Origin of the sequence: Actinomadura sp. 9N407, from assembly GCF_044326315.1 — a bacterium.
Classification (GTDB): Bacteria; Actinomycetota; Actinomycetes; order Streptosporangiales; family Streptosporangiaceae; genus Spirillospora.
In genome coordinates this window covers 55,014-67,865 of sequence record NZ_JBIRAW010000040.1, presented here as the reverse complement: position 1 = coordinate 67,865, position 12,852 = coordinate 55,014, and the positions used below count along the sequence as shown (strand labels likewise).

Here is a 12,852-nt window from a genome sequence, read left to right as displayed (position 1 = left end):
TCTGGTTTATCGCCTTAAATAAGACTGGTGTGGCTCCCATTGCCGAGTCGGAGGAGGAACCCCGTGAAACGCACGGGATTCACCGTCACCGCTCTCACCACCAGCCTGACCGCCGGCCTGGCCGGCACGGCGCTGATCACCACGGCGCTGATCACCACGGCGCTCACCGCGCCGCCGGCCGCCGCCGATCCGCCCGCACCGCCGGGGAAGGCGGCCACCCTCGAGCATCTGGCGGCCCTGACCGTCGCCGCCGAGGGACCGTCCACCGGCTACAGCCGCGAGAAGTTCCCGCACTGGAGCACGGTCACGGGCTCCTGCAACACCCGCGAGACCGTCCTCAAGAGGGACGGGACCAACGTCAGGACCGACTCCAGCTGCGCCGCCGTCTCGGGCAGCTGGTATAGCCCGTACGACGGCGCCACCTGGAAGCAGGCGTCCGACGTCGACATCGACCACATGGTCCCGCTCGCCGAGGCGTGGCGCTCGGGCGCCCGTTCCTGGACGACCTCGCGGCGCGAGGCGTTCGCCAACGACCGCGCCAGCGCGCAGCTGTGGGCGGTCACCGACAACGTCAACCAGTCCAAGGGAGACCAGGACCCGGCGGAGTGGACGCCGTCCCGTACCGCGTTCCGCTGCATGTACGCACGGTCCTGGACGGACGTGAAGTACCGCTACGGCCTCACGGTCGACTCGGCGGAGAAGAAGGCGCTCACCAGCCTCGTCAACGGCAGCTGCTGACGCCCGGCGGCCCCGGCCCTCCCGCTGACGGCCGGGGCCGTCACACCTTGTCCGGGCCGGTGTCTCAGCCGGTGTCTCAGCCGGTGTCCTGGCCGCTGCGGGCCAGGAGCCAGCCTCGGGCCAGGTCGATGTGCGCCTCCGTCAGGCCTTCCCGGGGTTCCACCGAGACCAGGAGATGGTCGGCGACGCCGGGCTCGGCGGCGATGCAGTCGGTGGCGTCCGGCTCGTCCTCGAACCAGACGAACGGCCGCCGGTCCGCCCAGGCGGCGACATGGCGGGCCTTCCAGCCGCCGAGCGTGCCGCCCTCGTCCATGCCGGGGAACCGCGGGATCGGAACGAACGGAAGGTCGGGCAGGCCGACCCGTGGCCCGATCCAGGTGTTGGCGTCGTCGCACCAGTAGCTCGCCCAGGCCAGCTCGGCGTTCGCGGACTCGGCCAGATCCAGCAGCATCCGCCCGTGCCTGGCGTTCAGCCAGAGCTTGAACGTCATGCCGTTCGGCGAGCACCGGTGCCGCTTGAAACCCCGATGCGGCCGCTCGAACGGGTTGAGCACACCATCGACGTCCAGCAGCACCAGTGGCGTCCCCATAGCCGGACCGTACGCCATGCCACATGATCGCGCCACGCCGTTGTGCCGGGGTGGTGCTGACTCCAGTACGGGGCGTCCGGCATTGTGGACGCATGTGCCGACTCTTCGGTATGACCACTGGGGGACCCCGGGTACGGGCCACGTTCTGGCTACTGGACGCGCCGCAGAGCCTGCACGCGCAGAGCCGCCGGATGCCCGACGGGACGGGGCTGGGCTGGTTCTCGCTGGGCGACGAGCCGGTCCGCGACCGGGCGCCCATCGCCGCGTTCGAGAACTCCGATTTCGCCGCCGCGGCGCTCAACGTCCAGTCGCACACGTTCGTCTCGCACGTGCGGTACGCCTCGACCGGGAAGATCGACGTCCACAACGCGCATCCGTTCGACATGCACGACCGCCTGTTCGCGCACAACGGCGTGGTCCAGGGCCTGGACGTGCTCGACTCGTGGCTCACCGACGTGGACCGGGCGCTGATGGAGGGGCAGACCGACTCCGAGCTGGTCTTCGCCTACATCACCGCCGAGATCCGCCGGCGGGGCGACACGACGGCGGGCCTGGTCGCGGCGGTCCGGCGGATCGCGGCCGAGCTGCCGGTGTTCTCGCTCAACCTGCTGCTGGCCGAGTCCGGCCGGTTGTGGGCACTGCGCTACCCCGAGTCGAACGAGCTGTGGGTGCTGGCGCCCGCGCTGGACGGGCACGGCCGGCACCTGGACGGCGGGCACGAGCCCGGCCACCTGGACGTGGAGGCCGAGGCGCCCACCCCGGCGCACGTGGTGGCCAGCGAGCGGATGGACGACGATCCGGGCTGGCGGCTGCTGGAGCCGGGCGAGTTGCTGGTCATCGACGGGCTCGCGTCGTCCTCGCTGTTCCCGTTCGACCCGCCGGCCCACCCGCTCACCGCGGCCGACCTGTCGGCCCAGGAGGCCGCCTCGCAGAAGACCCATTCGTAGCCGGGACGGGCGGACCTGGCGGGCTGGGCCGCCGGCCAGGTCGAACAGGTGGGCGAGAGTGTCCGTGGCGGGCCGTAGGGTTGACCGTTCGATCCCTGAATCCCCGAGGAGATCCTGATGAGTCCCCAGCTCACCCTGATGGCGGTGCACGCGCATCCCGACGACGAGGTGCTCGGTACCGGCGGCCTGCTGGCGCGTTCGGCCGCGGAGGGGATCCGCACGGTCCTGGTGACCTGCACGAACGGCGAGGCGGGCGACGACGCGGAGGGGCTCAAGCCGGACGACCCGCGGCACGATGCCGATGCGGTGGCGCGGCAGCGGCTCGCCGAGCTGCGCGAGTCGGCCGATCTGCTCGGCATCGAGCATGTGGAACTGCTCGGATACCGCGATTCGGGAATGGTCGGCTGGGACACCAACGCCCATCCCGAGGCGTTCGCCAACGTCCCGGTCGACACGGCCGCCCGGCGGCTGGCGGAGTTGATGGAGCGTTACCGGCCGCAGGTCGTGGTCACGTACGACGAGAACGGCGGCTACGGGCACCCGGACCATATCCAGGCGCACCGGATCGCGATGGCCGCGACCGAGTCGACGGGGATTCCGAGCAAGCTCTACTACACGGCCGTCCCGCGTTCGGGTATCGAGCAGATGATGACGTACATGAAGGACTCCGGGGCCGACATGGGCGATTTCGAGCTGCCGGACGACTTCGGCGTCCCGGACGAGATGATCACGAGCGTGCTGGACGTGACGGCGTACGTCGAGCACAAGCGCAAGGCGCTGGAGGCCCACGCCAGCCAGAGCGACGGCATCTTCATGCTGCGGCTGCCGGAGGAGGCGCAGATGATGGCGTTCGGGTTCGAGCCGTTCATCCGGCAGATCTGCAAGGTCGACGCCCCCGACCAGGAGGACGACCTGTTCGCCGGCCTCCGCGGCTAGCGGGCGTTCCCGGCGCGGGCCTTGGCGCGGTAGTGGTCGAGGACGTCCTGGCGCAGGAGGTAGCCGAAGCCGGCGCGTTCCAGCCGGAGGGCCAGCCCGGCCGCGCCGGTGCCCAGGGCGGCCGCGGCCGACTCCAGGTGCCAGTCGCTCGCGGCCAGCCGGGTCAGCAGGTAACCGCGCCGCACCTGGGCCTCGGAGAGCCGGAACGACTTCAGGTAGGCGATCCGGCCCGTCTCGTCGTCCACGATGGCCTCGCCGATGTGGTTCTCCTGGTGCGGGGTGAAGGAGGGCAGGAACCGGTCCAGGGTGAAGCCGCCGAGGTACTGGACGTGCTGGGACGAGCCCTTCGGGTCGAACAGCCCGCCCGCCATGACCTCGTCGTGGAACCCGGCCCACTCGTCCTGCCGCCGCGCCGCCTGGTCGCGCAGATCCTTCAGCGAACGCACACCGCTGCCGTCGATGCGTACCTTCATGTCGTCGGACGGAAGCGTGAGCAGCCCGTACTGGTAGATCTGCTCACCGAAGAGGTCCTGCACGAGGGTCGCGTGCAGGGCCCGGTAGTCGTCGGGGTGCGGGACGACGAACGCGCTGGCCAGGGCGTCGGCGACGTACACCATGACGCCGCACTGCCCGGGGTACGTCTCGAAGATGCCGAGCGCGTCCTCCAGGCCCTGGACGTACATCCCCAGGTAGGTCTCCTCGGAGCGGGGCGACAGGCCGCGGGCGAGGGCGCGCTGCGACCACTCCTCCCAGGCGATCTCCGGGCCGCCGAAGTGCAGCGCGAGGTAGCCCTCGACGGCCAGGTGCAGGGGCAGGAAGCGGAGCCGGTCCCTGGCCACCCGCCGGGTCATCCGGCGCCGTACCTTGATCCGCATGCGGGCGGGCGCCGTGCCCTGGTCGTCCTTCACCAGCATCCGGGTGCCGTACGACGCGGCGGGCTCGCCGTCCTTCTGCCACGTCGCGACGAAGGCGTGCGGGATGTAGGCGGTGTAGGCGGTACCGTCGCCGACGTCCACGACGGACGGGTCGTCGTACACGCGGCGGTGCAGCCGCAGGTTCGGGACCGGCTCGTCCCGGACGAGCGGCACCAGCCGGATGGACCCCCACGTCTGCGCGGGACGCGTCGTCAGCCCGTCGAGCGAGAGGTTCACCGCCGGCCTCCTGCCGTGAAGCGGGCGGTCCGCTCACCGAGGTAGGCGCGGACGTCGTCCAGGCCGGTCCGGCCCTCGGCGAAGCCGGCCAGCTCGATCAGGGTGGGCAGGTCCTCGGCGTCGCGGACGCCCGCCGTGGGCACGGTCGGGGTGAGCCGGCGCACGTCGAAGTCGTCGGCGTCGTACACCGGGTTGAGATGGGTGATCGTGACCTTGCGGTCCGGGTCGAGGCGGGTACGCCAGACGCGCAGCACCTCGGCGGCGAGGCCGGGCGGCGCGTTGTCCCAGCCGTCGGAGACGATGATGAGGCGTTCGGGCCCGGTGTCGAGCGCGTCCAGGATCCGTTCGCCCAGGGGCGTGGGCCCCAGCGGGTAGAGCAGCAGCTCGTCGGCGCGCCCGGAGGTCCACAGCGGGGTGTAGCGGGCGGCGAGGGCCTGCAGCAGGTAGTGGCAGGCCAGCGCGACCGCCAGCGGGCGGCGGCGCTTCTGCCCGGAGCCGGTGGTGGAGAAGCTGTCGTCCAGGACGGCCGCGACGTGCCCCCACCGGCCGGCCAGCGGCCCGGCCGACTTGCGTGCGGCGGCGCGCAGGGCCGTGGTCAGCTCCTCGCGGCGCTCGGCGCGGGTGTCCAGGGGCAGCGCCAGGGCGTACGTGGCGAGCCTGGTGAGCGGCATCCCCGACAGGTCGGTACGGACGTTGCCGGCGGGCTTGCGCACGCGCGTGCTCCCCTGCACGTACGCGTTCTCCTGGAGGCGGAGCCGTTCGAGCCGGGTCATCTGGGGCTCGATGCGCTCCAGGAAGACCTCGCGCGGGATGCCGTGCTTGCTCGCGAAGCCCTCCGCGACCGTGTAGGGCAGCCGGTAGAGCGCGGCCTGCTCGTAGTGGGCGCGGCGCCAGGTCTCGAACATCGGCGTCCGGTACGAGCCGCGGCTGTGCGGGGCGAAGAGGAAGGTCCCCAGCTCGCCCTCCACGCGCAGGTGCGCGTGCCGGATCATGTCCTTGACCGCGCCCCGGTACTTGACCGCGTCGAACGCGGGATCGGTCCGCGAGGCCAGCCAGTCGCGCTGGATGGCGCGGGTGCGGCGGTTGTTCACGCCGGCGCGGCGCAGGTCGCGGAACAGCCGCAGGACGCGGTGCTGCGGGAGCCGCGCGAGCCGGGCCGCGATCAGCAGCCCCTCCTCGCGCCGCCGCTCGCGGTCCGCCTCGGCGGCGTGCACGAGCAGGTTGCGGACGATCATCGCCGCGTTGTGGTCGTTGATGTCGAGCGCGAGGACGGCGGCGTACAGGTCGCGGTAGCCGTAGAGCATGTACTCGTGCAGGAACTCCAGTGAGAGCCCCTGGTCGCCGCCGTCGTGGTGGAACTCGCGCTGGCCGGTGGAGGTGATCGCGGCGTTGACGAACATCAGCACGTCCTCGCACGCGACCAGGTCCGCCAGCGTCTCGCCCATCGCCCCGCGCTCCCCCGGCCGCCCCGGTCCCAGTGATCCGGGGTGCCGGCCGGGGAATGGGGGCGCGAACGGCGAATCATCGCTGTAAAGGCGGGTTCCGGAAGTCGCACCGAAGTCCCGCGGCCGGCATCCGCACGGTAGCAGGAGGAAGCAGAGCGTCTCCGCCCATTTTCCCGTGGTCGTACGGACGGGCCGGGGACCGGCGAGGGGCGGCTAGGGCCGGTACGTACCGAAGTACCAGGGGTTGCCCTCCAGGTCGCGGGCGGCGTACTCCCGCGACCCGTACGGCTGGTCGGTGAGCTCCCTGATGATCTCGGCCCCGGCCGCCTTGGCCCGGTCGTGGTGCGCGTCCGGGTCGTCCACCGCGACGTACATCCCGGCGTTCCCGGCGCCCGCGCTGGCTCCCTTGCCGACCTCGGAGAGCATGAGGATGCCGGTGTCGTAGCGCATCTCGATGTGCACCATCCGGCCCTGCTCGTCCTTGTGGACCTCGTGCTGCTCGAAGCCGAAAGCGCGCTCCAGCCAGTCCATGGCCTTGGCCGGATCGCGGTAGTCGACGATCGGGTAGAACGTTCGCCTGGGCGTGTCGGTCATGTCATCCTCCCTGGTCATCGGGCGGTTCCCCGTGAGTGACATGCCCAGTCTGCGGCGCTCCGCCGGCCCCGGTCTTGGAAAAATGTGACCCGTCACCGCCGCGGGCGGCGTCGCGCTCGGCGGCCAGGCCGCGCGTCTCCGCCGACACCGGGGCGGCCAGGATGGCGGTGACCACGTCGGTCAGGTAGCTGGTGAACAGCCGGTCGTCGGTACGCGGCCCGGACCGGGCCCGGCGGCCCAGCTCGATCGAGGCGTACAGCAGCGCGGTGAACCGCCGGTGCAGCCGCGCCGCGTCCGCCTCCAGCAGCGGCAGTACCAGCGCGCGCCAGCGGTACATGCTGTCCTTCGGGTCCTCCAGCGCGGCGGCCGAGACGACCACGTCCGGGCGGTTGAGCGCGTCCGCCCAGATCTGCAGGAAGTCCCGGCCGCCCTCGTCCCGCAGCAGCGCCGCCAGCGGCCGTACCAGCGCCCCGGCCAGTGCCCGCACGTCGTCCTCGCGCGCCGCCTCGTAGGCGTCCAGCAGGGCGTGCCGGCGCGCGTCGACCTCCGGCCGGTACCGGGCGAAGACGGCGCGGACGATCCCCGCGCGGTCCCCGAAGTGGTACTGGACGGCGGTGGCGTTGCGCGCCCCCGCGGCCTGGTTGATCTCGCGGAGGCTGACCGCGTCCAGGCCGCGCCGGGCGTACAGGTGCTGGGCGGCGTCCAGCAGCCGCTCGCGGGTCGCGTTGGTCACTCGTCCCCTGTCACTGGTCGGCCCGCCCCATCACTCGCAGGACGGCACGGTCACTCGTTGGCCAGCTCGTTCTCGAGCGCGGCGGCGTAGCGCTCGCGGGCCGCCTCGCGGCGGGTGGGCAGGTGGCCGCTCGGCCACAATCCTTCCACCGGCTCGTAGTCGCGCAGGATCTGCCGGGCCACGGTGATCTTGTGGACCTCGGTGGGCCCGTCGGCGATGGCCAGCGCCTGCGCGCCCAGCATCATGCCGGCGAACGGCATCTCACCCGACACGCCGAGTGCGCCGTGCAGATGCATCGCCCGCTGGACGACATCGTGGAACACCTTGGGCATGGCGGCCTTGACGGCGGCGATGTCCTTGCGTACCAGCTTGTAGTCCTGGTGCTTGTCGATCAGCCAGGCGGTGCGCAGCACCAGCAGCCGGAACTGCTCCACCTCGATCCAGCTGTCGGCGATCTTCTCCTGGGTCATCTGCAGCTTGGCCAGTGCCCCGTACCTCGTCTTGCGGCTCACCGCGCGCTCGCACATCATGTCGAACGCCTTGCGCACCTGCGCGATCGTCCGCATGGCGTGGTGGATGCGGCCGCCGCCGAGCCGGGTCTGGGCGATCACGAACGCGCCGCCCTCGGCACCGAGCAGGTTCTCGGCGGGCACCCGGACGTCCTCGTACCGCAGGTAGCCGTGCGAGCCCTCGCGCTCGCCGCCGACGCCCACGTTCCGGACGATCGTCAGCCCGGGCGTGCCGGCCGGGACGATGAACATCGACATGCCCTCGTACGCGCTGACGTCCGGGTTCGTCACGGCCATCACGATGATGAACGCGGCGTGCTTGGCGTTGGAGGAGAACCACTTCTCGCCGTTGATCACCCAGCCGTCGCCGTCGCGCACGGCGCGGGTGGTGAACAGCGTCGGGTCGGCGCCGCCGTGCGGCTCGGTCATCGAGTACGAGGAGGAGATCTCGCCGTCCAGCAGCGGCGCGAGGTAGCGCTCCTTCTGCTCCTCGGTGCCGAAGTGGGCGATGATCTCGGCGTTGCCGGAGTCGGGCGCCTGGCAGCCGAACACCGAGGGCGCGAAGCGGGAGCGGCCCAGGATCTCGTTCAGCAGCGCGAGCTTGACCTGGCCGAAGCCCTGCCCGCCCAGCTCGGGGCCGAGGTGGCAGGCCCACAGGCCCTTCTCCTTCACCTGCAGCTGCAGCGGCCGCACCAGCTGCTTGAAGCGGGGGTCGGTCTTGTCGTACGGGTCGCCCAGGACCAGGTCGAGGGGCTCGACCTCCTCCCGGACGAAGGTGTCGGCCCAGTCGAGCAGCTTCTGGTACTCGGGGTCGGTGTCGAAGTCCCATGCCATGGCGGTCTCCTCGGCGTCGCGGGCGGCGTACACCGCCGATAATGCGCCTACTACAAGGATTAATGCAAGTGCATCACTGTTACTCTCCGGCACAACCCTGTTCGAGGGGTTCGAGGGTTCGTGGTTCATGAGTCCGAGGGTTCGAGGGAGAGCGACCGTGCAGCAGCCCGCAGAGATCGAGCGCGAGCTCGTGGACTTCGACGTGCTCGCCGGGTGGATGGCGGAGCGCGGCCTGCCCGAAGGCCCGTTCGAAGACGTCACCCTGCTGTCCGGCGGGACCCAGAACGTCCTGCTGCGCTTCCGCCGGGGCGGCCGCGGCTACGTGCTGCGCCGCGGTCCCCGGCACCTGCGCGCCCGTACCAACGACGTGCTCCGCCGCGAGGCGCGCGTGCTCGCGGCCCTCGACGGCACCGACGTGCCCGCCCCGCGCATCATCGCCGACTGCCCGGACGAGAACGTCATGAACGGCGCCGTCTTCTACCTGATGACGCCGGTCGACGGCTTCAACGCCTCGGTCACGCTGCCCGAGCCGCACGCCTCGGACGCGGCGATCCGCCGCGAGATGGGCCTGAACGCCGCCCGCGCCCTGTCCGCCCTGGGCGCCGTCGACCACGAGGCCGTGGGCCTGGCCGACTTCGGCAAGCCCGAGGGGTTCCTGGAGCGCCAGGTCGGCCGCTGGATGTCGGAACTGGACGGCTACGGCGCCCTCGACGGCTACCCGGGCCCCGACATCCCGGGCCTGGACCGCGTCGCGGCCTGGCTGGAGGCCGGCCGTCCCAAGACCTGGCGCCCGGGCATCCTGCACGGCGACTACCACCTGGCCAACCTCATGTACTCCTCAAGCGGCCCCCAGGTGGCGGCGATCGTCGACTGGGAGATGTGCACGATCGGCGACCCGCTGCTCGACCTCGGCTGGCTGCTGGCCACCTGGCCCGCGCAGGGCGACATGAGCGACATGCTGGCCGGCCCGCTCGGCGAGGCCGGCGGCCTGCCCGGCCCCGGCGAGCTCGTGACCGCCTACGCCGAGCGCGCCGGGGCCGCCAAGGGCCGCGACCTGGCGTCCATCACCTGGTACGCGGTCCTGGCCTGCTTCAAGCTCGGCATCGTCCTGGAGGGCACCCACGCCCGCGCGTTCGCCGGCAAGGCACCCAAGGAGACCGGCGACATGCTGCACACCATCACCCTCGGCCTGTTCCGCCGCGCCGAGGCCTTCATCGCCGCCGAGGAATCCTGACGGCTCGGCGCGCGCCTTGATCAATCGCCTTGACGGCGGCGGAGTCCGCCCGCGAGGATCGGTGGCGTTCATCCAGAGGACCCGAGGGACCTGGCCCCGAGACGGTCCGGCAACCTGCCACGGCAAGGTGCCACTGCCAGGAACGATGAGGAGCTGACGCCATGGGCACCTGGTTCGACGTACCCGTCCTCGAAGGTTCTCTCGTCAGGCTCGAGCCGCTGTCCCTGGACCATGTGGACGACCTGGCCCTGGCGGCGGAAGAGGATCGCGGCAGCTACGCGTTCACGCTCGTGCCCCGCGCCGGCGAGGTCACGGCCTTCGTGCGGGCCCACTTCGCGCGGGCGGAGCAAGGGGTCGTTCCGTTCGCGCAGGTCCGCCGGGCGGACGGCCGCGCCGTGGGCTGCACGGCGTACCTGGACCCCCGGTACTGGCCGGGCCGCGACGAGCTGCGCGCCGTCGAGATCGGCTTCACCTGGCTCGGCGCGTCCGGGCAGGGCTCGGGCATCAACGCCGAGGCGAAGCTGCTGCTGATGGGCCACGCCTTCGAGGCCCTCCGGGTGGAACGGGTCGACCTCAAGACCGATGCCCGCAACGAGCGGTCACGGCGGGCCATCCAGGCCCTCGGCGCCACCTTCGAAGGGGTGCTGCGGAGCTGGGGGGTGTCGTGGGCGCCGGGCGAGGACGGCCGGCTGCGGGACTCGGCGATGTACTCGGTGATCGCCTCGGAGTGGCCCGCGGTCAAGGCGCGCCTGGCCGGACGGCTCGAGGCCAAGGACGCGGACCGTCACATGTCCAGGTAGTTCAGGAGCGCGATCCCGGCGCCGACGGCGATGAACAGCGGGGCACCGACCAGGAGCAGGAACAGGTGGACGCCGATGCGCTCGCCGGTGCGTTCGGGCCGCTTGGGGTCGTACACGACGGTGACCTGCCGGCCGACCTTCGGACCGGGGAACGAGTGCACCGAGCTGGTGGCCTCGACGGTGCGGCCGTCCTCGGTGGTGAAGCGGACGACGCCGGAGCGGCTCACCACTCCGGGCCGGGTCGCCGCGGCGTCCGTACGGCCGGCGACGACGCCGGGTACGCGCGGCCCGCGCAGCTGCAGGCGGATCTTGGCCACCAGCATCGAGACGCCCGCGTACGCGACGTAGAGGCCGATCGCGACGCCGATCCAGTGCACGTCCATCCGCGGCAGTCCCTTCGTCGGTTCAAGGCATACCGGACGGCGCGGCGGGAGCGCTACCGCAACAGCAATTCCGGGGCGCGGCGCGTGGCCGCGAGGACGCCGGTGAGGGCGCGGTCGACCGGGACGACCTCGCAGCGGATGCCGTACTCGGCGAGTTCCACGTCCAGGCAGCGGGTGAACTGTGCGGCCGTGGCAGTGGAGGCCGCGCAGGGTGTCAGGCGGGCGCGCGGGACGCGGGCGCCCTCCGCGGCGACGGTGACGATCGAGCCGGTACGGCGCGGGACCATCCGGCGGGCGACGGCGCGGGAGACCAGGAAGACGCCGGTCGCGTTCACCGTGAGGGAGCGCTCGATGCCGGCGACGTTGACCAGGAGGCCGATCGGGCCGAGCTCGCGTTCGGCGCGTTCGACGGCGTCCTCGACCGCGTCGCCGTCGAAGACGTCGGCCGTGCAGGCGATCGCGCGGTCGAGTCCGGCGGCCACCGCGCGGGCGGCCGCGGCGTCGCGGTCCAGCACGGCGACCCGCGCTCCGGCGGCGGCCAGGGTACGGGCGACGGCGGCGCCGACGCCGCGGCCGGCCCCGGTGACCAGGGCGGCCGTCCCTGCGAGCGCGGTCCGGTCCATGAGGCTCCTCCACGCGAGTCGGTTCACGTTGGCACAGGCAGGTGGGGCAGAAAGTTAGGCAGACCTAAGTAAGGCATACCTAACCAATCCTGAAACCGGTGCGCGCGTCAAGGGGCGACGCGCCCGGACATCGAGGACGTTCCACGCCCATGCCGGGCATCTGACAAGATCGCCGGAATGGCTGCACGCCATCCCGGCCCCGATGGGAGGACGTACGACCTGTGAGTGATCTCCGCTCGGCCGCCGAGCTCAAGGACGTCGCCGATCCCGCCTGGCCGGAGCTGCGCGAGCTGCTCGGCCGCACCGACGGCCACCAGACCGCCGAGATCCTGCCCATCGGGCCGGAGGCCGGCGAGGAGGCCCTGCGCGGGATCCAGGTCAGCGCCGGCTCGTACCTGGGAGCGCTCGCCCTGCACACCGGCGGCGCCCTGGTCGCGAACGGATGGGTGCGGGTGCTGGGCGGCGGCTTCCCCGAACGCGGGCTGCCGAGCCTCGCCGAGGCCAATCCCGCGCTCGCCGTACGCGGCGGGCCCGCTCCCCCGCTGCTGGTCGGGTACGACGTGCTGGGCGGGCGGTTCGAGGTCAACGGCTCCGATCCGGCCGCCGACGGCCGTCCGGGCGAGCCGGGGCAGGTGTGCTACTTCGAGCCCGAGAGCCTGGAGTGGAAGCTCCTCAAGACCCCGCAGCGCGTCTTCGGGCACAGCATGTGGCTGCGCTTCCTCATCCTCGGCAACCTCTCCGACTTCTACTGGACGCTGCAGTGGCCGGGCTGGGAGGACGACATCGCCGGCCTCCGCCACGACGAGGGCATGAGCTTCTACCCGCCGCTCCCCACGCTGAAGGGCGCCGAGGAGATCGCCGCCGCCGACCGCAGGCCCGTCCCGGTCGGCGAGCTGTTCGGCATGTACGAGGACCTGCGAAACGCCTGAGTCAGGGCGCCTCGCCCGCGAGCTTCCGTTCGCGCGCCACTTCGTGCGCCTCCAGGCCCCAGTGGCCCTCGTTGCGGCGCTGCTCGGCCTGCTGCTCGATCCAGCGGTTGTGGGTCTCCCAGGCGGTCTGCTTGCTCGTGCCCATGGCCCGGCCGATCTGCGACCAGGAGGCCCCGGCCTCGCGCGCGGTGCGTACCGAGAGCTGGCGGCCGTAGCGCGCCTTGTGGGCGATGACCTCACCCAGGGTGATCAGCTCGAGGGCCTCGGCCTTGCCGAGCGGCCGGTCGGCGAACGCGTCGTGCTCGCGCAGCTCCTCGAACCTGGCCACGGCGGTCCGCAGCGTCAGCGCGGTGTCCAGCTCATCGGGTGACATGCCCCCATCCTTGCGTCAGGACCACCTGACGTCA

The 12,852-nt window shown here is 71.9% G+C and carries 15 protein-coding genes and 1 riboswitch; of the genes, 6 read left to right on the top strand and 9 right to left on the bottom strand.

Annotated elements, in window-relative coordinates; genetic code table 11:
* The first annotated feature begins 63 nt into the window (after window positions 1-63).
* The gene (locus tag ACH34Q_RS40810) at window positions 64-738 is read left to right on the top strand and encodes a DUF1524 domain-containing protein (RefSeq protein WP_395988562.1); all 675 of its coding nucleotides are present in this window, start codon (window positions 64-66) and stop codon (window positions 736-738) included.
* A gap of 76 nt (window positions 739-814) precedes the next feature.
* On the opposite strand, the gene ACH34Q_RS40805 is transcribed toward ACH34Q_RS40810, so the two are convergent.
* Window positions 815-1,327 (bottom strand): HAD domain-containing protein, encoded by a 513-nt coding sequence (locus ACH34Q_RS40805; protein WP_395988561.1) that lies wholly within the window; start codon window positions 1,325-1,327, stop codon window positions 815-817.
* Between the two features lie 92 nt (window positions 1,328-1,419).
* Here ACH34Q_RS40805 and ACH34Q_RS40800 point away from each other — a divergent pair, with 92 nt between their 5' ends.
* Window positions 1,420-2,274 (top strand): class II glutamine amidotransferase, encoded by an 855-nt coding sequence (locus tag ACH34Q_RS40800; RefSeq protein WP_395988560.1) that lies wholly within the window; start codon window positions 1,420-1,422, stop codon window positions 2,272-2,274.
* A gap of 117 nt (window positions 2,275-2,391) precedes the next feature.
* The gene (locus ACH34Q_RS40795; protein WP_395988559.1) at window positions 2,392-3,210 is read left to right on the top strand and encodes a PIG-L family deacetylase; all 819 of its coding nucleotides are present in this window, start codon (window positions 2,392-2,394) and stop codon (window positions 3,208-3,210) included.
* Here ACH34Q_RS40795 and ACH34Q_RS40790 read toward each other — a convergent pair.
* The 5 genes from ACH34Q_RS40790 to ACH34Q_RS40770 all read right to left on the bottom strand — a co-directional run bounded on the left by ACH34Q_RS40790 (window position 3,207) and on the right by ACH34Q_RS40770 (window position 8,476).
* On the bottom strand, window positions 3,207-4,361 hold the full coding sequence (locus ACH34Q_RS40790) for an ARPP-2 domain-containing protein (protein ID WP_395988558.1): 1,155 nt from the start codon (window positions 4,359-4,361) through the stop codon (window positions 3,207-3,209). The two genes, ACH34Q_RS40795 and ACH34Q_RS40790, sit on opposite strands and share 4 nt — an antisense overlap.
* On the bottom strand, window positions 4,358-5,806 hold the full coding sequence (locus tag ACH34Q_RS40785) for a hypothetical protein (protein ID WP_395988557.1): 1,449 nt from the start codon (window positions 5,804-5,806) through the stop codon (window positions 4,358-4,360). Before ACH34Q_RS40785 ends, ACH34Q_RS40790 begins: the two co-directional genes overlap by 4 nt.
* Before the next feature lie 213 nt (window positions 5,807-6,019).
* Window positions 6,020-6,400, bottom strand: a complete 381-nt coding sequence (locus ACH34Q_RS40780; protein ID WP_395988556.1) for a VOC family protein — start codon at window positions 6,398-6,400, stop codon at window positions 6,020-6,022.
* A 1-nt stretch (window position 6,401) separates the two neighbouring features.
* Window positions 6,402-7,133, bottom strand: a complete 732-nt coding sequence (locus ACH34Q_RS40775) for a TetR/AcrR family transcriptional regulator (protein ID WP_395988555.1) — start codon at window positions 7,131-7,133, stop codon at window positions 6,402-6,404.
* Between the two features lie 50 nt (window positions 7,134-7,183).
* Window positions 7,184-8,476, bottom strand: coding sequence for an acyl-CoA dehydrogenase family protein (locus tag ACH34Q_RS40770; RefSeq protein ID WP_395988554.1), 1,293 nt, complete (start codon window positions 8,474-8,476; stop codon window positions 7,184-7,186).
* 157 nt (window positions 8,477-8,633) lie between these two features.
* On the opposite strand from ACH34Q_RS40770, the gene ACH34Q_RS40765 reads away from it, so the two are divergent.
* Window positions 8,634-9,710 (top strand): phosphotransferase family protein, encoded by a 1,077-nt coding sequence (locus ACH34Q_RS40765; protein WP_395988553.1) that lies wholly within the window; start codon window positions 8,634-8,636, stop codon window positions 9,708-9,710.
* 65 nt (window positions 9,711-9,775) lie between these two features.
* Window positions 9,776-9,862: riboswitch (SAM riboswitch) on the top strand.
* Window positions 9,863-9,871: 9 nt separating this feature from the next.
* A complete protein-coding gene (locus tag ACH34Q_RS40760) occupies window positions 9,872-10,510 on the top strand; it encodes a GNAT family N-acetyltransferase (RefSeq protein WP_395988552.1) in 639 nt (212 codons plus the stop codon).
* Here ACH34Q_RS40760 and ACH34Q_RS40755 read toward each other — a convergent pair.
* The gene (locus ACH34Q_RS40755) at window positions 10,495-10,893 is read right to left on the bottom strand and encodes a DUF3592 domain-containing protein (protein WP_395988551.1); all 399 of its coding nucleotides are present in this window, start codon (window positions 10,891-10,893) and stop codon (window positions 10,495-10,497) included. The genes ACH34Q_RS40760 and ACH34Q_RS40755 overlap by 16 nt on opposite strands.
* A gap of 53 nt (window positions 10,894-10,946) precedes the next feature.
* On the bottom strand, window positions 10,947-11,516 hold the full coding sequence (locus tag ACH34Q_RS40750; protein WP_395988550.1) for an SDR family NAD(P)-dependent oxidoreductase: 570 nt from the start codon (window positions 11,514-11,516) through the stop codon (window positions 10,947-10,949).
* Window positions 11,517-11,737: 221 nt separating this feature from the next.
* Here ACH34Q_RS40750 and ACH34Q_RS40745 point away from each other — a divergent pair, with 221 nt between their 5' ends.
* Window positions 11,738-12,445 carry a DUF2625 family protein gene (locus tag ACH34Q_RS40745; protein ID WP_395988549.1) on the top strand — a complete coding sequence of 236 codons (708 nt, stop codon included), beginning with the start codon at window positions 11,738-11,740 and terminating at the stop codon, window positions 12,443-12,445.
* Window position 12,446: 1 nt separating this feature from the next.
* Here the strand turns inward: ACH34Q_RS40745 and ACH34Q_RS40740 are convergent, their stop codons facing one another.
* A complete protein-coding gene (locus ACH34Q_RS40740) occupies window positions 12,447-12,818 on the bottom strand; it encodes a hypothetical protein (protein WP_395988548.1) in 372 nt (123 codons plus the stop codon).
* Between the last annotated feature and the right edge of the window lie 34 nt (window positions 12,819-12,852).

What these genes read in the sequence shown, in the direction of transcription:
- ACH34Q_RS40740 (WP_395988548.1), bottom strand. Translation starts at nt 12,818, where the DNA reads ATGTCACCCGATGAGCTGGACACCGCGCTGACGCTGCGGACCGCCGTG.
- ACH34Q_RS40785 (WP_395988557.1), bottom strand. Translation starts at nt 5,806, where the DNA reads ATGGGCGAGACGCTGGCGGACCTGGTCGCGTGCGAGGACGTGCTGATG.
- ACH34Q_RS40755 (WP_395988551.1), bottom strand. Translation starts at nt 10,893, where the DNA reads ATGGACGTGCACTGGATCGGCGTCGCGATCGGCCTCTACGTCGCGTAC.
- ACH34Q_RS40760 (WP_395988552.1), top strand. Translation starts at nt 9,872, where the DNA reads ATGGGCACCTGGTTCGACGTACCCGTCCTCGAAGGTTCTCTCGTCAGG.
- ACH34Q_RS40795 (WP_395988559.1), top strand. Translation starts at nt 2,392, where the DNA reads ATGAGTCCCCAGCTCACCCTGATGGCGGTGCACGCGCATCCCGACGAC.
- ACH34Q_RS40780 (WP_395988556.1), bottom strand. Translation starts at nt 6,400, where the DNA reads ATGACCGACACGCCCAGGCGAACGTTCTACCCGATCGTCGACTACCGC.
- ACH34Q_RS40805 (WP_395988561.1), bottom strand. Translation starts at nt 1,327, where the DNA reads ATGGGGACGCCACTGGTGCTGCTGGACGTCGATGGTGTGCTCAACCCG.
- ACH34Q_RS40800 (WP_395988560.1), top strand. Translation starts at nt 1,420, where the DNA reads ATGTGCCGACTCTTCGGTATGACCACTGGGGGACCCCGGGTACGGGCC.
- ACH34Q_RS40770 (WP_395988554.1), bottom strand. Translation starts at nt 8,476, where the DNA reads ATGGCATGGGACTTCGACACCGACCCCGAGTACCAGAAGCTGCTCGAC.
- ACH34Q_RS40750 (WP_395988550.1), bottom strand. Translation starts at nt 11,516, where the DNA reads ATGGACCGGACCGCGCTCGCAGGGACGGCCGCCCTGGTCACCGGGGCC.